This is a genomic window from Nocardia sp. NPDC049149 (genome assembly GCF_043197455.1).
In the GTDB taxonomy this organism is placed as follows: domain Bacteria; phylum Actinomycetota; class Actinomycetes; order Mycobacteriales; family Mycobacteriaceae; genus Nocardia.
Window position 1 is genome coordinate 1,055,970 of sequence record NZ_JBICTD010000001.1, and the last position, 18,229, is coordinate 1,074,198.

The 18,229-nt window shown below is 67.0% G+C and carries 17 protein-coding genes and 1 pseudogene; 6 read left to right on the forward strand and 12 right to left on the reverse strand.

Going from position 1 to position 18,229, the window contains the following annotated elements; all coding sequences use genetic code 11:
* The first annotated feature begins 79 nt into the window (after positions 1-79).
* On the forward strand, positions 80-1,000 hold the full coding sequence (locus tag ACGFNJ_RS04965; RefSeq protein ID WP_393443408.1) for a DUF5926 family protein: 921 nt from the start codon (positions 80-82) through the stop codon (positions 998-1,000).
* Positions 1,001-1,266: 266 nt separating this feature from the next.
* Here ACGFNJ_RS04965 and ACGFNJ_RS04970 read toward each other — a convergent pair whose 3' ends face one another.
* The 4 genes from ACGFNJ_RS04970 to ACGFNJ_RS04985 form a co-directional block, all read right to left on the reverse strand.
* Complete coding sequence (locus ACGFNJ_RS04970; RefSeq protein WP_393443780.1) at positions 1,267-1,815, reverse strand: ferritin; 549 nt, start codon at positions 1,813-1,815, stop codon at positions 1,267-1,269.
* A gap of 71 nt (positions 1,816-1,886) precedes the next feature.
* Positions 1,887-2,435: a ferritin gene (locus tag ACGFNJ_RS04975; RefSeq protein WP_393443410.1), complete on the reverse strand. Its 549-nt coding sequence runs from the start codon at positions 2,433-2,435 to the stop codon at positions 1,887-1,889.
* A 10-nt stretch (positions 2,436-2,445) separates the two neighbouring features.
* On the reverse strand, positions 2,446-3,774 hold the full coding sequence (locus ACGFNJ_RS04980; protein WP_393443412.1) for an LCP family protein: 1,329 nt from the start codon (positions 3,772-3,774) through the stop codon (positions 2,446-2,448).
* A gap of 472 nt (positions 3,775-4,246) precedes the next feature.
* Positions 4,247-5,035 (reverse strand): CPBP family intramembrane glutamic endopeptidase, encoded by a 789-nt coding sequence (locus ACGFNJ_RS04985; protein WP_393443414.1) that lies wholly within the window; start codon positions 5,033-5,035, stop codon positions 4,247-4,249.
* 268 nt (positions 5,036-5,303) lie between these two features.
* Here ACGFNJ_RS04985 and ACGFNJ_RS04990 point away from each other — a divergent pair, with 268 nt between their 5' ends.
* Positions 5,304-6,413: an FAD-dependent oxidoreductase gene (locus ACGFNJ_RS04990; RefSeq protein WP_393443416.1), complete on the forward strand. Its 1,110-nt coding sequence runs from the start codon at positions 5,304-5,306 to the stop codon at positions 6,411-6,413.
* A gap of 166 nt (positions 6,414-6,579) precedes the next feature.
* Here the strand turns inward: ACGFNJ_RS04990 and ACGFNJ_RS04995 are convergent, their stop codons facing one another.
* On the reverse strand, positions 6,580-7,347 hold the full coding sequence (locus tag ACGFNJ_RS04995) for a DUF2470 domain-containing protein (RefSeq protein ID WP_393443418.1): 768 nt from the start codon (positions 7,345-7,347) through the stop codon (positions 6,580-6,582).
* Between the two features lie 278 nt (positions 7,348-7,625).
* Between ACGFNJ_RS04995 and ACGFNJ_RS05000 the strand changes: the two genes are divergently transcribed.
* The 3 genes from ACGFNJ_RS05000 (at position 7,626) to ACGFNJ_RS05010 (ending at position 9,954) form a co-directional block, all read left to right on the forward strand.
* Positions 7,626-8,042 carry a hypothetical protein gene (locus ACGFNJ_RS05000; RefSeq protein WP_393443420.1) on the forward strand — a complete coding sequence of 139 codons (417 nt, stop codon included), beginning with the start codon at positions 7,626-7,628 and terminating at the stop codon, positions 8,040-8,042.
* Positions 8,043-8,377: 335 nt separating this feature from the next.
* Entirely contained in the window at positions 8,378-9,292 is a 915-nt protein-coding gene (gene pheA / locus ACGFNJ_RS05005) for a prephenate dehydratase (RefSeq protein WP_393443422.1), read from the forward strand.
* A complete protein-coding gene (locus ACGFNJ_RS05010; protein ID WP_393443424.1) occupies positions 9,289-9,954 on the forward strand; it encodes a histidine phosphatase family protein in 666 nt (221 codons plus the stop codon). Before pheA ends, ACGFNJ_RS05010 begins: the two co-directional genes overlap by 4 nt.
* 654 nt (positions 9,955-10,608) lie before the next feature.
* Here the strand turns inward: ACGFNJ_RS05010 and ACGFNJ_RS05015 are convergent.
* A pseudogene (locus tag ACGFNJ_RS05015) lies at positions 10,609-10,728 on the reverse strand (triose-phosphate isomerase); the annotation flags it as partial.
* A gap of 279 nt (positions 10,729-11,007) precedes the next feature.
* Complete coding sequence (locus tag ACGFNJ_RS05020) at positions 11,008-11,826, reverse strand: MBL fold metallo-hydrolase (RefSeq protein ID WP_393443426.1); 819 nt, start codon at positions 11,824-11,826, stop codon at positions 11,008-11,010.
* Between the two features lie 113 nt (positions 11,827-11,939).
* Here ACGFNJ_RS05020 and ACGFNJ_RS05025 point away from each other — a divergent pair, with 113 nt between their 5' ends.
* Entirely contained in the window at positions 11,940-12,545 is a 606-nt protein-coding gene (locus tag ACGFNJ_RS05025; protein ID WP_393443428.1) for a helix-turn-helix domain-containing protein, read from the forward strand.
* Positions 12,546-14,165: 1,620 nt separating this feature from the next.
* Here ACGFNJ_RS05025 and ACGFNJ_RS05030 read toward each other — a convergent pair.
* The 5 genes from ACGFNJ_RS05030 to ACGFNJ_RS05050 form a co-directional block, all read right to left on the reverse strand.
* A complete protein-coding gene (locus ACGFNJ_RS05030) occupies positions 14,166-14,996 on the reverse strand; it encodes an ESX secretion-associated protein EspG (RefSeq protein ID WP_393443430.1) in 831 nt (276 codons plus the stop codon).
* Positions 14,993-16,174: a PPE domain-containing protein gene (locus tag ACGFNJ_RS05035; protein ID WP_393443431.1), complete on the reverse strand. Its 1,182-nt coding sequence runs from the start codon at positions 16,172-16,174 to the stop codon at positions 14,993-14,995. The genes ACGFNJ_RS05030 and ACGFNJ_RS05035 overlap by 4 nt, the downstream gene beginning before the upstream one ends.
* A 43-nt stretch (positions 16,175-16,217) precedes the next feature.
* Positions 16,218-16,535, reverse strand: a complete 318-nt coding sequence (locus tag ACGFNJ_RS05040) for a PE domain-containing protein (RefSeq protein WP_393443433.1) — start codon at positions 16,533-16,535, stop codon at positions 16,218-16,220.
* Positions 16,536-16,694: 159 nt separating this feature from the next.
* Positions 16,695-17,045, reverse strand: coding sequence for a metallopeptidase family protein (locus tag ACGFNJ_RS05045; RefSeq protein WP_393443435.1), 351 nt, complete (start codon positions 17,043-17,045; stop codon positions 16,695-16,697).
* Between the two features lie 8 nt (positions 17,046-17,053).
* The gene (locus tag ACGFNJ_RS05050) at positions 17,054-18,190 is read right to left on the reverse strand and encodes a septum formation family protein (RefSeq protein ID WP_393443437.1); all 1,137 of its coding nucleotides are present in this window, start codon (positions 18,188-18,190) and stop codon (positions 17,054-17,056) included.
* Positions 18,191-18,229: the final 39 nt, after the last annotated feature.

An 18,229-nucleotide genomic window follows, 5' to 3' on the forward strand; every position in this document is an offset into this window, starting at 1 on the left:
CGTGCGTCGAGAGTTTGGTGCCACCTGGTGTCGTGGCGCGCGGTGTACCAGCGCTGCGCACCATGTAGGTTGACCCCCCGTGGGAAAGAGCAAGCGCAATAGTCCTAAGCCCGGAGGGAACCGGGCACAGCGTCTCGCCGAGCGGAAGGCAGCGCTGGAGCAGGCGGCCCAGTCCGTGACGCGTCCCTTCGAGGGACTGGCCGCGGAGTGCGATCTGGTCGCGCTGCGTGAATTCGTGCCGTCGGCGACCGCGGAGCTGAAGCTATCGTCCAGTGTCGCGGCGGAGCGTCCGGTGGTGCTTGCCACCGTGCTGCCCGGTGCGGTCGCCGCGCTGGTGCGGGCCGGCGACGAGCCGAGCGGCTATGTCGGCGCGCAGATGCAGTTCCAGGGCGCCGATCCCGGCGCCGATCTGGCCGCCGCCATCCTGTGGACGCAGTCCGCGGAGCCCGGCGACTCGCTGGCTTCGGTGGAGAGCGTGGCGGGCGGCCCTCGGCTGGCCGACGTGATCGATGCCGGTGCGGACCTGGATCTCACGGTGCACCAGGACTTCGACTGGTGGGTGCCCGAGGGCGTGCAGCCCGACGCGCAGGTCGCCGCGACCATCGAGCAGGCCAAGCAGGCGATCATGCCGTCGGCGCGGATTGCGTTGGGCGCGGACGCGGTTGGCGCGGCGTGGTGGGTGGATGCCGGCGACAAGGCACACATCCGCTGGGTCCGTCCGGAGAACGAGGACGACCTGATGTTGGCGCTGGCGCGCGTGCACGCCTCCGGCGGCCTGCAGCTCGGCGAGGGTTCTCGGTTCGCGGGTTCGTTCCGCACGCACGGTGTGCTCGTCCCGGTCTTCGACCTGGACCCGGAGCGGCACGCGGAGGAATGGACCAAGCCCGCACAGGAATTCGGCGCTCGGCTGGCCGAGGCACTGGCCACGGATGCCCCGCTGACCGCCGACGAGCGGCGTTCTCGGGACGGGCTTCGGTCGCGTCAGGTCACGCTGCGCTGACGCGCTGAAATTAATGGAAAGAATTTAGTGAAAAACACATGTTTCTAATCTCATCTGAGGCTAGATTCTCAGCTACACCGAAAGTTGGTGCAGGTGAGGGCAGTCTCACTGAACTGATGAGGAAAGTAGGAACACCATGGACATCATTCTTGCGTTGATCAAGGCCCTCAGCTCTTTGAGTGCCAGCTAGAAGAGCACCATGGAACAGCAACAGGTCCAGCCCGTCGCGGCGGGCTGGACCTGTTGGCCGTCGTGGTAAAGACCGGTCAGATTGATCCGCCTGCGGCCGAAGGGGCACCGGAAGCATCGCTGGGTCCACCCATTTCCCTGGCAATGAACTCCTCCAGATCGAACAGGTTGGATCCGGCGCGATCGGCAATGGTGAGCAGCGTCGTCATATTCGCGACCTCCTCGACCTGCTCCTTCAGGAACCACTGCATGAACTGCTCGCCCAGGTAATCGCCCTCTTCGCGGGCGGTGCTCGCCAGCTGGATGATCTGGTCGGTGACCGTTTTCTCCTGGGCCAGCGCGAGGGCGATCGGCTCATGCACATTCTCGAACTTGGATTTGGCAGCATCGATGCCGGAAATGTCGACGCTGATATCCCGGTCGAGGAAGTACTGCACGATCATCATCGCGTGGTTGCGTTCTTCTACCGCCTGCGCGTAGAAACGCTTGGCCAACTGCGGCAGATCCGCATTGTCGAACCACACCGCGATAGCGATGTATTGATGCTCGGCATTGAATTCATGCCTGATCTGGTCGTGAAGCAGGCCGTGGAATTTGCTGCGCGGGGACTCCGGATGGCTGGACATAGAGGCGACATTAGCGCTGGTCAGGCCGCGTGTCATCCAAGTGCAACCTTATTGAGGCTAGTATTGCCTAATTAATTCTTCGCTGCCCCAGCCATTCTCGGGGTGGTGTTGTCGACTCGATGCGGGGTCCGCAGCTCGCGTGCGATGAACTCTTCGACGTCGAACAGATTGCCGTCGGCGCGGTCGAGCACCGTCAGCAGGGTGGTCATCTTGGCGACCTCCTCCACCTGTTCCTTGAGGAACCACTGCACGAAGCGCTCGCCGAGGTAGTCGCCCGATTCCCGGGCCGCGCGGGCGAGCTCGGAGATCTGTGTGCTCCGGCCCTGTGCCGTCGTCAGCAGGAAATCGATTGCGGCACGGGGAGATTCGAAAGTGGAACGGATCTCGTCCAAACCGGTGACCTGGACGTCGAGATCGCGGTCGAGCAGGTACTGGACCATCCGCAGCGCATGCCCGTGTTGCTCGGCCGCCTTGCCGTAGCAGTGTTTCGCCAACTGGGGCAATCGATTCGCGTCGAGATAGACGGCGGCCGCCAGGTACTGCTGGCCTGCGGTGAACCCGCGACGGATCTGCGTGCGCAATAGCGGAGGGAACGGCTTCTCGGCATCGTTGTCCGGCATGTCCTCGACGTTACCGCGTCAGCAGATCCTCCGGAATCGATCGGTCATTGGCGAGTGCGTCGAAGAACTGGCCCGCCTTCTGCTTGTCCCAAAGCAGCACGTTTCCGCTGTCGGTGTCGTCGAAACCGCCGATCGGCACCGTCGTGGCCACCGTGTCGCCGCGCATCGCCCAGCCGAGCTGCGCCAGATCCCAGATATGGTCGCCGTCATCGACTTTCAGTGATTTGGCGGTGTCGGTCATCAGTGGCCACAACTTGAACGGGTTGGCCAGGGTCGACGTGCTCGTCGCCTTCTTCAGCAGTGCGGCCATGAAGAGGCGCTGGTTGTTCATCCGGTCCAGGTCGGCGAGTGCCGTCGCGCGGCTGCGCACGAAGCCGAGTGCCTCTGGGCCGCTCAGCTTCTGGCAGCCCGCAGCCAGGTTGATGCCTGCCAGCGGATCGTCGATCGGTTTCGGCAGACAGACGTCGATGCCGCCGAGCGAATCGACAACGCCGGCGAACCCGCTGAAGCCGATCTGCGCGTAGTGGTCGATATGCAGGCCGGTGGCGATCTCGACGGTCTGCACCAGCAGCTGCGGACCGCCGAACGCGAACGCCGCGTTGAGCTTGTCCTTGCCGTTGCCTGGAATGCTGACGTATGAGTCGCGCGGCAGGCTGACCAGCGTGGCCTTGCCCGACTTCGGGATATGGACGAGCAGGATGGTGTCGGTGCGCTCCGGACCGACCTCGCCGCCGGTGGCCAGCTCCCGTTCCTGCTCGGGTGTCAGGCCTGCGCGGCCGTCCGAGCCGACGAGCAGCCAGTTGGTGCCAGGCGTGTCGCCGATGCGCTGGGCGTAGTTGGCCAGTGCGGGGATGCGGGTCAACGAGCCGTCGAGCTTGATCACCCCGCCGATCGCTGCGACGACGAGCACCAGCAGCAAGGCCAGGAACCAGCGGAAATAGTGGCGCTTGCGGCGTGGTCGCGGCGCCTTGGGCGGACGCTGGCTGCGCGGCGGACCGGGCGGTGGCGGTGGATCCTGCCGATACGGACGCTGCGGTGGTGCGGACTCGCGGTAGGGGACCGGCTGTTGGGTCGGCGCGTGCGTCGGCGCGCGCCGGGTCTTGTCGAGCGGCGGTGGTGTGCGCGGCCCGGCGGGGGGCGGCGGGACCTGCGAATACGCGAGTGGCGGCGGCCCGTTCCTGCCGTCCCTGCGCAGCACCTGGGTCGGCTCGATGCGGGGCGCGTGCGGATCACCGGGCGGCGGTCCCGCACGGTGCGGACCCGGTCGCTGCATCGGTGGCCGGCCGGGCGGCGGCACCCGGCGCAGCGGTGCGCGGTACTGGGGGTCGTCGCCATTCATCACAGAGACTCTACTTATCGCTCGTCGTTCAGGCTGGGCATGCGACGGACGGATCTTGCTCCGACCCGAGCGCGTCGAAATTCGCGCACACCGGCCGGAGCACTCACCATTCCGAGCACTCTTCTATGAATTCGCCTGCGCTGCGGCGCCGTTATCGCACCGCGGAGAACAGTTCCGTCACGGTCGCCACGCGCCGACATCTGCCCAGGTGAGAGGCCATGCTCACGATCGAAATGTGTTTGTCGACACCGTGTGACCAGCGCGACGGTCATGATCACATTCATGGGCGGGCCCGGTCATCGACTTGGAATCGCCGATCGGTCCGCGCGCCGAATTCTGTTCGAGTGGATACTGCGGATACATCACGTAAACCGTCCTTCCCAACCATGGCGACGAGTTTCGTTGCCGCACACGCGGGTCTGCCCGAACCGCGGCGCGATGTCGCGGAGGGAGCATGGTTCGACGGTATCGGTCAGGGCAGCCAGGAGACGTGGCCGCGCAGTGCGGTGTAACCGAGGTAGGCGACGGCGTCGATGGTGGCGTGGGCGAGGACCAGCGGCCAGAGTTTGTTCGTTCGCTGCCAGTAGCGGCCGAAGATCAGGCCCATCACCAGGTTTCCGACGCCGCCGCCGAGGCCCTGGTACAGGTGGTAGCTGCCGCGGAGCAGGGCCGAGGCCAGCAGCGACGAGTTCTCCGACCAGCCGAGCTTGCGCAGGCGGGTGATCAGGAAGGCGACCACGATGATCTCCTCGGCCAGCGAGTTCGCGCAGGCGGACAGGATCAGCGCGGGCAGCCGCCACCAGTGATCGCCGAGCGACGCGGGCACGATCGTCACGCTCACCCCCATGGCGTGCGCGACCAGATAGAGGCCGAGGCCGGGCAGCCCGATGATCGCGGCAAGCACCAGTCCTGGCAGCACGTCCGCGCGCCACCGCAGCCGCGCCGCAAGCCCGATCAACCGCGGCCCGATGCCGCTGCGCCACAACAGATACAGGCCGAGCGCCGCCCAGCCGAGCAGCCGGGCCACGCTGAGCAGCTGAAACAGCAGATCGATGGTCGACTGCGTTGACCGCGACGGGTTCAGCGCCACCGTGCGCCCGCCGATCCCGCCCGGCGCCAGCGCACTCTCCAGCAGCGACAGCCCCGCGTTGAGCCCGCTGAGCCCGAACGTCACCACCAGCACGACCGCGATCTCGAGCTTGATCCCGAGCCGCTCCCGTTCCGTCAGCTCGACCTGCTCCGACTCGCCCTCAGCACGCATGCCTCGAATCTATTGCCAACGCCGCACCAGGGACGACACGCACCACCGGGCAGGTCGACACCGATCGCCGACCCGCGGCACCGAGGATTGCCACGCGTTGGCACTGTCGGCGTGCGACCCAGATCGCGTCGATCACTGCGTCCGCGGACACCGATCGGGCGACGCAAGCGGAGTGCAAGGGCGGTGCGCCGGACGCAAGGACCGTGCAACCCTCGCTCGCCATCGTCGTAAGCCTGATCGAAAAACGCGACACAGCAAAGGAATTGCGATGACAACTCCGGTCACGATCATCGGCGCCGGACTCGGCGGACTCATGCTGGCCCGGGTCTTGCACGTGCACGGCATCTCGGCCACGGTCTACGAGGCGGAATCCGCACCGACGGCGCGCGCCCAGGGCGGGATGCTCGACATTCATGACTACAACGGGCTGCGTGCCATCGAAGAGGCCGGCCTGATGGACGAGTTCCGCGCCATCGTCGTGCCGGGCCGCCAGGCGCTTCGTGCGCTGGGCTCGGACGGGACTGTCCTGTTCGAGCGGGCCGACGACGGCACCGGCGGCCGCCCCGAGGTGCAGCGCGCGGAGCTGCGTCAGCTGCTGCTCGACGCACTCCCGGAGGGGTCCGTCCGGTGGGGTCACCGGGCCAGCGGCGCTCGCACTCTCGAGGCGGGCCGTCACGAAGTGACCTTCGCCAACGGTGCCACCGTCACGACGAGTCTGCTGGTCGGCGCCGACGGCGCCTGGTCGCGGGTCCGGCCGCTGCTCACCACCGCCACACCCGAATACGTCGGCGAATCGGCCGTGGAGACCTACTTGTTCGACGCCGACCACCGCCACCCCGCCGCGGCGCAAGCGGTCGGCGGCGGGATGCTGGTCACGAGCGGGCCCGGCGGGCAAATCCACGCGCATCGGGAGAAGGGCGAGATCTTGCACGCCTACGTGATCCTGGAGCGGCCGTTGGACTGGTTCGCCGCCATCGATTTCGCCGACGTCGCCGCGTCCACCGCGCGGATCGCGCACGAATTCGAGGGCTGGGCACCGGAACTCACTGCGTTGATCACCGACAGTGACACCGCGCCGATCCACCGGCCCTTCTACGCGCTGCCTGCCGGACACCAGTGGGATCGGGTGCCGGGGGTGACTTTGCTCGGCGACGCCGCCCATCTCGCGCCGCCGAACGGCGAGGGCGCCAACCTTGCCATGGTGGACGGACTCGAACTCGGCAAAGTTCTTGCCGCGCGCCCTGGCGACGTCGAGGTCGCCCTCACCGAGTACGAAGTCGCCATGTTCCAGCGCGCCGCCGAGGACAACGTCGAGGCCGTGGCGGATTTCGCCGAGCTCTTGGAGGCCATCGCCAGCGGTAAGTCGGTCAGCGGCTGATCAGCCAAACAGGCTGCGCTACAGCTGATCTCCCGGCAGTCGCTGCGCGACGGCGGTGGACCGGCTCGGCGTCTAGTGCGAGTTGACCTACTCGTCGTGTGCTCGACGAACTGGCCGGGGTCTGCACCGCGGATGTGCGCGAACGCAACTGGAAGACGCCAGGCGGTCAGATCCGGCGCAGGCCGTTGAGGAAAGGGCAGCCTGCCAGGGTGCGGACGGCGCGGCTGAGCGACTCGATGTCGTCGGCGGGGGAGGTGAAGGGGAGGCGGAAATCGTGGTCGCCGTCGCGGCCTTCGACGCGCAGGGTCAGGCCGTAGCGGTCGATGGCGAGCGGGTGCACGATGCCGTGCTGCAGGCGCGGTGGCAGGTGGCGGGCCAGCTGCGCGACGACGTCCGCGTGGTCGGCGTCCATGTGTTGCAGCCACGCGGATTCCAAGGTGCAGAAGGGATCCGGCTCGGCCTGGCGTAGCTCGTCGATGGTGACCGATTCGGCGCCGGTCGAATCGGCGACCACCGCGGAGTTGATGACGACGCGCAGCAGCGTCGCGGTGTAGCCGACGTCGAGCAGGCCGGGATCCGGGTGGTCCTTGGCGACCTCGGTGGCCAGCGCGCGCTGCGCCTGGGTCGGCACCGCGCGCACCCAGCCGCGCAACCACACCAGCGCCCGGACGGGTTCCCGCAGCGGCAGCGGGGCATGGTCGGTGAGTTCCAGTACCGCAGGCGCACCCGCGTCCGGGGAGTTGCCCGCCAGGACGGCGGCGACCGAGGTGGTCGGCACCGCGATCACCGCGTCGCCGCACTGGCGCAGGTGGTGCACGGAGATCGGCGTCGGATCGATGCCAGGCATGGCCAGCACCGCTTGCTCTGCGTGCGCGCACGCACTGCGCACCCGCTCAGCGGTGGACGGTGCGACAGTGGGTGTCGGACGCGGCATACAAACCTCCGTGGTCAGGGCTCTGCTCGCCTCGCTCGGCGCTCAATTAGGTTACCCTAAGCTAAGTGACGCGACGACCATGCGCAAGCGTTCGCCCCACCCTGATCCTGAGAATTCTCCCGACGTTCAGCGTGGCTGAACGCGCTTGCGCGGCTGAGTGATCAGGCACTCGACCGCGAACGGACCACGGCCGAGCGATCAAGGCCTGAGGGGGTAGCGCGGCGTCAACCCCGTTCGGCCGCAAATAGGACATAGCCGCCGCTTGTTACGGTGGATCGGTGGCAGATGGATCGGAAGCAGCGCGGGAACCGGTGCTCGTGGCGTTGACGGCGCCTGCCAGGCGCAGCTTGGTCGAAGGCCTGGTGCGCGCGCCGTCTATCAGCGCGATCGAGGGGACTCCGGTCCTCGACGCGGACGCCTCCGATGCCGATATCGCCGACTTCCTGGCAGGCATCGCCCACGCCGAAACCGGCTACATCGCCCGCACCGCCTCCGGCGAACGTGCCATCGCCATCGTTGCCGCGACCGCCGCCGCACTCTGCGGTGAAGACATCCGCGCCGCCCTCACGACCCCTGACCTCGCCTTCCTCACCGCACTCAAACCTCCTGCGGTCGAGGCACTTCGTTCCGTCCTGCTCGCCATCGAGACCGACGCCGTCGACGAGGTCACCCGAGCTCTGCACCCCCTCACCTGACGTCGCGTCCGCCCTGCCGCGACCCGCAGCTCATGGCTGCCGGGAACTGGTAGAGGCATTTCGCGGAGTGGGTTCGCGCGGGTGCACCTCCGGCGCTGCCGTGACCCGCAGCTCATGGCTGCCGGAACCGGTGGTGGCACTTCGCGGACTGGGGTCGCGGGTGCACCTTCGGGGCTGCCGTGACCCCGGCTCAGGGTTTGCCGGGAACTGGTGGTGGCGTTTCGCGGAGTGGGTTCGTGCGGGTGCAGCTCTGGCGATCGGTAAAACCCATGGTCTGACAGGGGCGGCGACAAATCCGCGGAGCCTTGGTCGCGCACGCAAGTATGGTCGTAACCGTGCCGCGTATCGCGTACTTCGGGCCCTCCGGAACTTTCACCGAGATGGCCCTTGCTGACCTCGAATCCTCGGGAGCCTTCGATGGGGCTGTCGAGCGTATCGCCGCGCCCAGTCAGGGGGCGGCGCTTGAGCTGATCCGGTCCGGCGCCGTCGACGGCGCGGTGGTGCCGATCGAGAGTTCGGTCGAGGGCTCGATCTCGGCGACGCTCGACTCACTGGCCATCGGTCCGCGACTGCAGATCGTCGCGGAGACCGAGCTGGAGGTGACCTTCACGATCCTGGCCAAGCCCGGCATGAGCCTGGCCGAGGTCCGCACGCTGGCCGCCTATCCGGTGGCCGCCGCCCAGGTGCGCGAGTGGGTGGCGCGGCAGCTGCCGCAGGCACAGGCCTACGTCTCGGCGTCGAACGCGGCGGCGGCCGAGGACGTCACGGCGGGCAAGGCCGATGCCGCGGTCTCGACCGCCCTGGCCGGCGAGCGGCTCGGGCTGGTGGCGCTGGCGTCCGGGGTGGCCGATCACGAGCAGGCCATCACCCGCTTCGTGCTCGTCACCCGGCCGCGGGTGGCGCCGGCCGCGACGGGCGCCGACCGGACATCGATCGTGCTCGAGCTGCCGAACGAGCCGGGTTCGCTGATGCGTGCGTTCGCCGAATTCGCTACCCGCGGAATCGATCTGACCAGGATCGAATCCCGGCCGACCCGCACGGGCATGGGCACCTACCGGTTCTATCTCGACTGCGTCGGGCACATCGACGACACCGCGGTCGCCGAGGCACTGAAGGCGTTGCATCGCACCGCGCGGATCCGGTTCCTCGGATCCTGGCCTGCGACGTCGGCCACCGGCACGCCGCCGCCCTCGGACGAAGCGGCCGCGCAGTGGCTGACCCAGCTACGAAAGGGGGTGGCGGATCTGTGAGTACGGGCAAGTTGGTGCTGGTCCGGCACGGGGAGACCGAGGGCAACGTCGCGAAGCTCCTCGACACCAGGGTTCCTGGCCTGCCGCTCACCGAACGCGGTGCGGCACAGGCGAAGACGTTCGGTGAGACGTTGCTCGACCCGCCGCGGGTGCTCTTCTGCTCGGCGGCGCTGCGCGCCCGCCAGACCGCCGGATACATCGAGGCCGCGACCGGCGTCCCGGCCACCGTGCTGGACAACGTGCACGAGGTCCAGGTCGGCGACATGGAGGGCGAGCACAGCCAAGAGGCACACGCGTACTTCCAGCAGATCTACCACGCCTGGCACAACGGCGACCTGGACGAGCGGCCACCCGGCGGGGAGTCCGGCCACGAGGTGCTCGCCCGCTTCCTGCCGATCATCGCGGACCTGCGCAAGACCTACCTGACACCGGAGTCGACCGGCGACGTGCTGCTGGTCAACCACGGCGCCGCAATGCGCCTGGTCTCCCGCTACCTAGCCGACGTGCTCCCGCCGTTCACCACGAACAACCACCTCGACAACACCGAAACCATCGAGCTTGTGCCGCTACCCGACGGTGGTTGGGACTGCATCCGCTGGGGCCGCTTCACCCCACCTTTCGGCTACGACGTCGCCCCCACCGCTGACGACCCCATGGGTTGATTGCACCCGGTGGTGTGCTGCCGAGTCATGTTGGGTAGCAACGAATTACCGGGCGGCATCGTCCGAAGGCGACTGGGCAACGTCTATGGCGGCGTTCCCGCTTGCCCGTTGAGCTGCGTCCGCTGGGGCCGCTTCACCCCACCCTTCGGCTACGACGTCGCCCCTATGGGTTGACTGCACTCGATGGTGCGCTGCCGAGTCGCGTTGGGGAGCAACGAACTACCGGGCCGCGTCGTCTGAAGGCGACTGGGCAACGTCTGCGAGAGGCGTTGCCGCTTGCCCGTTGAGCTGCGTCCGCTGGGGCCGCTTCACCCCACCCTTCGGTTACGACATCGCCCCCACCCCATGGTTGATTTCACTCGGTGGTGCGCTGCTGAGTCGTGCTGGGGAGCAACGAACTACCGGGCCGCGTCGTCCGAGGGCGGCTGGGCCACGTCCATTGGAGGCGTTGCAACTTGTCCGTTGGATCGTTGCAGCTCAACCGGTGGCATGCCGTCATCCCCACTGCCGACGATCTCACGAGTTGGCCAGGCTCGGTCGTTCGCTGGCGGTGCGCCGCGAATCCTGTTCCGCCACAATAAAACCGAGTGGGGTCTACTGCCCGACCGCGGCGGGGACAGTGTCCGTTGCGGCCTTTCACCCCACCCTCGACTCCGTGTCGATCGCCCAGACCGGCTCGTAGGCGATGACGACCTTCGAGATCTCCTCCGCCGTCAGGCCTTTCAGCGATCCGCGCAGCTGCTCGATGTTGTACTCGACGCGGGTCTTCGCCTCGCTCCGGGGGGATCGGCACCGAGGCGCGGTGTGGCCGCCAGTTCCCTTCTGGAGTTGGTCGATTGATCATGGGGAACTGGTGCAGGCATCGTCCGAAGCCACCTGCACCAGTTCCCCCTCGGTGCGAATCCGCCCGTCGACCCCGTCGGTCCAGACCGGCGGATACACGATGGGCGGGCACTTGGTCCTGCATCGGTTCGTGGGCGAGCAGTCGGGACAGACGCGATTGCCCTCCTTGGCCGCCATCGTGAGCTCGGGGCTGTAGGGCGACCGGGTCGGTCAGCCTATCAGCGGCGCAAGGTATTCCAGTGCGTAACCCGCGCCGGAGGGGGTTACGCGGGCGATGCCGGGTGAGTCGAGGTGGGCGCCGGCGACGAAATGACCTGGGCGAGTCAGCTGTTCGAGCAGGGCCGCTCGCTCGGCGCGGGCTTGGGACCGGTTGCCGTCGTACTCCCAGCACACGTGCGGCTGCTCGAATTGGAGCGTCGGAACGTGCACGGTGTCGCCCCAGACGAGAAGGTTGCCGGTGCTGCTCCTGACGTCGTAGACGGTGTGACCGGGGGTGTGGCCCGGTGTCGGGATTGCGGTGACCCACTCATTGATCGCGACCTTCTCCGACACGGGTACGACCCGGTCGGAGATCGGCTCGAGCCGTCCCGTGACCACCGAGGTGTCACCCGCGCCGATCCACACACGCTCGAGTTTGGTGAACGCCTCTGCACCGTCCGGCATGATCAGGCCGCTCACGTGGTCTTCATGGTTGTGGGTGATGGCCACGTCGGTGATCTGCGCGCGGTCGATCCCCGCTTCGTCGAGTGCGTCGTAGATCAATCCCATGGTGGGGTCGTGCCAGACGTTGGACGCGCCGGTGTCGATGAGCACCGACCGCGTGCCGTCGGTGACGAAGAAGGCGTTGACCGACAGCCGCAAGTTGTCGCCGACCAGCGGCACGGCGGCAGGCAGCTCATCGAGCGCGCGCCCGTCCTCGCTGCGGAGCCGGGTCGGCGGCATGTCGATGTACCCGTCGCGCAACGAGATCACCTGCAGATCGCCGAATTCGAACGTGGCATGGAGCTGGCCACTCGAGATCAGATGCATGGAAACCTCCGTCGTGTCGGGCGCCTATCTAGCGTCTCTGATAGGAGACGATATCTTCTTTAGGAGAAATCTACACTGTGGGCAGTTGAGGTACCCATCAATCGAGGAGCATGGTGGCCGAGCAAGACGGAAACACGGTCGAACCACCGCACCGTGACGACCTGGCCGGCGCGTTCGGCGCCAATGTGCGGCGCCGCCGCGAGGAGGCGGGCCTGACGCTGGAGCAGCTGTCCACGCAGTCGTCGGTGAGCCGGGCAATGCTGTCCAAGGTCGAACGCGGTGAGAAGAGCCCAACGATCGGCGTCGCGTCCAGGATCGCCCACGCGCTCGACGCGTCACTGTCCGACCTCATCGGCGGGGCAGCTGCCGCGTCTGGCGTGGCCGTTGTCATGCGCAAGAACGCTCGCCCCGTTTTCCGTGACCCGGAAACGGGTTTCGAACGACACATCGTCTCAGCGGCCCCTGGCGCAGGCGGAGCCGAGATGGTCGCCCACTACCTCCCCGCACAGGTCTCAACCGGCCTGCTGCCCGCGTATCCGCCAGGCACGGAGAAACAACTCGTGGTGCTCGCAGGCACCCTCACCGTCGCGATCGGCGGAATCAGCGAGACCCTCAACACAGGCGACTCCATGTTCTTCCAAGCCGACGCCGACCACGGCTTCGCCAACCGAACGGACGCCCCCTGCGAATACATCATGTTCATCTCGCGCAGAACCTGAACGGCCGCAAGGTAATTGCCCCCGCCTGCGCGGCCGAGATGTCCCACAACGGTGCAGATACCCACACCGCCACTGATCGTGAAACCCCGCAGCCCCGCACCCCTTTCACGAGTCCGCACCCTTCTGTAGATCCGCACCCTTCTGACGGCCCACGACCAGTGCGAATCCACAGAACGAGTCAGGATCCGACCCTTCGGCTGTGAACCCCGAACTCGCGCGTGACTTGACATAGGAATTGTGCTCTTGACCCATGCTGCAGCGAGGGTCAAGAGCATGCTCTGTACGTTAGACGCCAGACGAAGCGAACGGATGGCAGAACTCATTGGCGGGCAAGAACATTCGACGTAGCTGATCTCGAAACCCACAGACCCGCACACTTTCTGTCTTCCCGCACACGATCTGGCTAGCAAAATCGTGTGCGGGAAGACAGAAAGTGTGCGGCTGAGAGTCTTTGATCTTGAATCTCTGTCTTTGATCTCGAAGTTCTCGAAACGAGAGCACAGCCAAGTGAGCCGGCTGGTACGAGAGAACCCGTGACTGACTGCGGAGGTCAGCCGGGTACGGCAGGCGAGGCAACCGCGCTACTCCAGTGCAAACCCTTGGCTGCCGCATTCGTCAGGAGACCGTATACCCGAAGGAGCTCTGCCTTCGCCGAGCCCAAAGCGGCACGGACACAATCCAACCCGGCCCGTGGGGCGCGGCCTCGGACGCGCGCGGCTTGGGGCGGGCGCGGCTTTGGAGGGGCGCGGCTTTGGGCTGGCGCGGCTTTGGACGCGCGCGGCTTGGGGCTGGTGCGGGTTTCGTAGGGCGTGTTGCGTTTGGGGTGGTGGTTTATCCGCAGGTTGAACGGTCTCCTGGCGAGCAGGACAGTCTCGGGGTTTGCACTGGATAGCGTGGTGGGGTCGTGTGCCGTACCCGGCTGACCTCCGCAGTCGCTCACGCGTTCTCTTGTCCCAGGGCGGGTTGCTTGGCTGTGGTCCGGTCCAAAGATCTTTTCGGGGAAGTGATCTCGAGGGAGGTTGACGGGAGTCCAATGGTGGGCGTCTCGGCGTGTACTGCCGCCATATGACTCCCGTCAACGGCGGTGAGCAACCATTTCACTCCCGTCAACGCGGGCGGCAACCACTTCTCTCACATCGATGAGGCGGTGTGGGCCGCCCGAGCTCAGGCGACGGCGGCCCAGCTCGGAGCCCTTCAAAGCGATCTTGAAGTGTTGGCGTGAGAGAAATGGTGCGTGCTGCAGTACGCGTCGCAACCACTTCTCTCACGCCAATCAGGTTCAGCAACCATTTCTCTCACGCCAACGAAGCTCGGCAACCATTCGACTACCACTCAACGAGGCTCAGCAACCATTCTGACCACCGCCAATTAGGTCACCAATTACTCACCTCACGCCGACGGCCCGTGCACCCACTTCCCCCATGCACAACCCGTCGACCACCCCACCCCCTTGGACAACCCTCCACCCCTTCGGGCAGCCCTCCACCCCTTCGGGCAGCCCCCACTCTTCGGGCAGCCCCCACTCTTCGGGCAGCCCCACACTCTTCGGGCAACCCCCCACTCTTCGGGCAACCCCACACCCTTCGGGCAACCCCACACCTCCCGGCCACCCCCGAACGACTACCCCTGCTCAGGCTTCAACGGAAACTCGTCCCGCTCCGGCAGCGAATCAATCAAGTCCTGCAACGCCGTTCGCAGCCGCCCGTTCGTCCCGGTAGCAAGCGACGTCCACTTCACCCCGTCGTCGGACCTGCTTGCAGTAGCGATCAGCCGCCCGCCTCGCGTGTTGTAGACCGCGATGTGGTTGTCGGTGACGTCGCGGGTGCCGTCGCCGTACACCACGCCGACGATCTCTGCGTGTGAGTGAATCTGCACCATGGCGGACGCCAAGGTTTTCGCATCGCGTGGCGGGGTGCCGACTTTGGCGAGCCGGGCGGCGGTCGCCGTCGCATCGCCGGTGTCGTCGAAGATCGGCACGAGTTGTTCGGTGGGCGCGTTCATTCCGGTGATGTCGAGCGGATCGGCCGCGCCCAACGCCGCGATCACCGGGCCGGGCAGGTCGTCTCCGGCTTCGTCGATCACGTAGGACTGCGGCCCGCGCAGGGCGATGGTGACGAGATCATCGCCCTTTGCGAGACACATGCGACTCACCTGACCGTCGACGTGCAGCCGCAGCGCGACCACCCAGTGCGGGCGATACAGCGCGAACAGCCGGTCTTCGAGTTCCTGGTGGACCGCGTCGCCGATCAGCAGTTCCCGATCGATGAGCGACTCGGCCGCCACCGCCATTGCGGCGTCGTGATCGGTCACGTTGTCGTACTGCCCGCGGGCTTGGAGCACCACGGGCAGTTCGTCGATCTCCAGTTTCTCCAGGAGGAACTGCATTTCGTCGAGCGACAGCACGACCGAAGCGAGCATGGACGGGCCGCGGCCCGCACCCAGCACCGTCACTTAGTGGTCCCGACGGCGTCGGCGCCGATCACCCCGTCCGCGGCGTAGCGACCGTCGTTGAAGTGCTCGGTCGAGCGCAGGAAGTCCTGGCCCTTGTGCTCGGACTCGTCGTCCTCGTCCCGAACCTGGTTGCCGAGCAGCGGGCTACCGGACGCGGTGTTGTTGCGCACCGGTGCACCGGCAGGCTGGCTGACCGTGGCGTTCTCCACGACCGGGGCCGTGGTCGGCGTGCCGCCCGCGACGTGGCCTGCCGCACCCCAGCCTTCGGGGAGCTTCAACGAGCCGTTGCCGTAGGACGCCGAGCCGCCTGCCCCGCCGACCGACGCGGACCGCGTTGTCGCGCCACCGACCGCCGCCGCCATACCCATGCCCATCCCGCCGGCCATGGGAGCCGGTGCGGCACTGGTGAATCCGGGGGTCACCGCGCTGGTGACGGCCGAGATCGCGTGGGTGCCGATGGTGCCCGCCGTCGAAACACCGGTCGTCGCCACCGAACCCGCGAAGTTCGCGGCCTGCGTCGCGGCGCCTGCCACGGCGGGGTTGTTCACGAATGCGCCTGCCGCGGCGAGCGCGGCCTGGACCGGATCGGTCGGCTGGGCGGCCTGCTCGACCCCGTTCGGGTTCGCCTGGCCCGCACCGTGCGCGATGGCGGGCGGCTGGACGAACTCACCGGGAGTCACCACCATCGCGCTGGTCGCCGCCTCGTAGGTCTCCATGGTCAACGCGGCGCGCAGGTCGAGCGCGGCCTTGGCCGCCTCGGCCGCTTCCGCGGTGCCGTTCAGGACGCCGCCGGTCGAGTAGGCCGCGACCCGTGCGGTGTCGACGGCCGCGATCTCCGGGATGCTCGGCATGGCGATCGACGCCACGGTGTAGGCGATCGCGTTGGACGCCGCCTTCGAGCCCATGGTGGCCGCCATGACGCCCTGCTGCTCGGCCCAGCCGATGAAGCCGGTGAGCTTGGACAGTGCCGAGATGCCGTTGATGCCCTGCATGCCGACGCCGAGCTCGGCCATTACCCGGGCGACGGTCGCGGTGGCGTCGACCCACGCGGCGGTGAGCCCGCCCCACGCGGTCGCGGCGGCCGAGATCGGGATCGCGTGCGCGCCTGCGTTGAGCGCGATCGAGTTTCCTTCTGCGAGGCGGGGCAGCCAGAACACCCCGGTGATTCCTGCGGTCATGCGTTTCTCCCCTTATTTGTTCTTCTGTGCTTGGCCCGCAGGCTCAGAGTGCGTTGCCGGTCGCCGCGATGCCTGCCGCGCGGACGATGTCCGAGCTCATGTGCGTGGCGAGCTGGCTGCGCAGGGTTGCGGCGGCGTGATGCAGTTCCAGAATCCCCTGGGCGACGGCGTTGTCGTGCGTCACCGCGGCCTTGTTCAGGTGGTTCGCGGCGTGCAACGACACCTCGTCGATGCCAGAGGGGACGACATGCGTCGCGGGCGCGGTCAACGCGGCGGCGGCGGCGAGCCGCTCGGCGAGTAGATCCAGCTCCGCGGCGGCGGCGAGGACGGCTTCGGGTGCGACTAGTACGTGGCCAACCATGACTCGACTCCTTCTAGTGGCGGCTATGGGGCGGAACCACGAGAATTCCCCCTTCGAGTGATAGGACGCGACAGCGAGGCAATCGGTTCCATCGAATCCCCTAAATTTTCTTCCTGTCACACCCCAACTGCAACCGCACTCATACAGCTGGGGTAAAGACTAGCCCCATCCCAGCTGATGCAGGCGGTCTTCGTCAATGCCGAAATAGTGTGCGATCTCATGAATCACAGTGATCGCCACCTCTTCCACCACGTCCGCCTCATCCGCGCAGATCGCGAGGATCGTGTCGCGATAGATCGTGATGGTGTCGGGCAGCGAACCCCCGTAATGGCTGTCCCGCTCGGTGAGCGCGATCCCGTGATACAACCCGAGCAGATTCGGGTCATTCGGATTGCGAGGTTCGATCAGCACGACCACGTTATCGATGGCCCGCGTCAGCTCGGGTGGAATCCGATCAAGAGCATCACCGACCAATTCCTCGAACCGGTCTTCGGACATGAATACCGACATCCGGCGGACTACCTCGGCTGCGGTTGCGGCGGCAGCGGCGCGGCGCCGGGCAGCGGCGCAGGCGTGGACCGGCCGGTGTTCGGCGGCGGCACCGGAGCCTGACCGTTGATCAGGATGTCGCCCTTCGCCGAACCGGTGATCGGCGCGAAACCTTCCCGATCAGCCCCCTTGCCGACCATGCAGTCCAGTTTGCGACTGCCTGCCAGCCAACTGCGCGCATCCAGATAATCGAAGAACAGCGTCAGTGTCTTGTTGCGCACCACATCGGGCCCGCCGAGATAGTCGGACGAGGTGCGCGCGCACTCGTCCTCGACGAACTTGTCCTGCTCGTCCTTGTCCGGCGGGCTGCCCTGGAAGCGCTGGCCGAGATCGATGGTCGAGACGACCTCGACGGCATGCTGCTGCGCACAGTCGACCGGATCGGTGGGCAGGTTCTGGTTGATGCCGAGGCACACGCCCGGCCCGTACACCTTCGACTGATCGTGTTCGGCGGCACTGCCGGTCGACGCGGGCGTACCCGCGCTCGCCGCGTACTGCACCCCGCAGCGCAGCGTGCGGTCGCCGTGCTGCCAGCCGTCCGGGCTCGGGTACATGAGTCCGACGATGTAGCGCCCGCGCGGATCGAACTTGCCGTTCAGGTACTGCTGCACCGCGGGCACGCAGTGCTCTTCCTTCAACTCGGTGAGCCGCAGCGAGTCCGGGAACCGGGAGCCGGGCCCGAATTCCTTGCCGGGGTACTTCGCCATGTCGACGTCGGCCGCGACCTCGAACATGTGCTTGTTCTCGCAGCGCACCTTGACCAGATCGGAGTGGTCCGGCTTGGTCCAGCTCAGGCAGTCACCTTTGACGGCGGTGCCGAATTCCTTGTCGACCACCGGCTCTGCGGGCGAGCCCGGCGTGTGCGCCTCCAGTCCCTTGTTGTCGAAGCCGGTCACGAACATCGTCACCAACGCAGCGACCACGGCCCCCGCCGCGACCAGCAGCAGCCCCCAGCGCAGCGTCGGCGCAGGCACGTGGGTCTTGCCGGTGAACACACCGATCACCGCGTCGAACGAGCGCCGCACCGCGTCGACGCTCGAGGGTGCGCCGCGTCTGGTCGAGCGCCCGGACGGCTTGGGCTTGGGCAATTGATCGGAGGAGGACATCGCGATCCATCATGGCAGTCTCTGCGCCGCGGTGCCATT

Excerpts from the sequence above, each read along its gene's own strand:
- ACGFNJ_RS05035 (WP_393443431.1), bottom strand. The coding sequence starts at position 16,174 with ATGACCGCAGGAATCACCGGGGTGTTCTGGCTGCCCCGCCTCGCAGAA.
- ACGFNJ_RS04975 (WP_393443410.1), bottom strand. The coding sequence starts at position 2,435 with ATGCCGGACAACGATGCCGAGAAGCCGTTCCCTCCGCTATTGCGCACG.
- ACGFNJ_RS05045 (WP_393443435.1), bottom strand. The coding sequence starts at position 17,045 with ATGTCGGTATTCATGTCCGAAGACCGGTTCGAGGAATTGGTCGGTGAT.
- ACGFNJ_RS05050 (WP_393443437.1), bottom strand. The coding sequence starts at position 18,190 with ATGTCCTCCTCCGATCAATTGCCCAAGCCCAAGCCGTCCGGGCGCTCG.
- ACGFNJ_RS04985 (WP_393443414.1), bottom strand. The coding sequence starts at position 5,035 with ATGCGTGCTGAGGGCGAGTCGGAGCAGGTCGAGCTGACGGAACGGGAG.
- ACGFNJ_RS05020 (WP_393443426.1), bottom strand. The coding sequence starts at position 11,826 with ATGCATCTGATCTCGAGTGGCCAGCTCCATGCCACGTTCGAATTCGGC.
- ACGFNJ_RS04970 (WP_393443780.1), bottom strand. The coding sequence starts at position 1,815 with ATGTCCAGCCATCCGGAGTCCCCGCGCAGCAAATTCCACGGCCTGCTT.
- ACGFNJ_RS04990 (WP_393443416.1), top strand. The coding sequence starts at position 5,304 with ATGACAACTCCGGTCACGATCATCGGCGCCGGACTCGGCGGACTCATG.
- ACGFNJ_RS04980 (WP_393443412.1), bottom strand. The coding sequence starts at position 3,774 with ATGAATGGCGACGACCCCCAGTACCGCGCACCGCTGCGCCGGGTGCCG.
- ACGFNJ_RS04995 (WP_393443418.1), bottom strand. The coding sequence starts at position 7,347 with ATGCCGCGTCCGACACCCACTGTCGCACCGTCCACCGCTGAGCGGGTG.
- ACGFNJ_RS05040 (WP_393443433.1), bottom strand. The coding sequence starts at position 16,535 with ATGGTTGGCCACGTACTAGTCGCACCCGAAGCCGTCCTCGCCGCCGCC.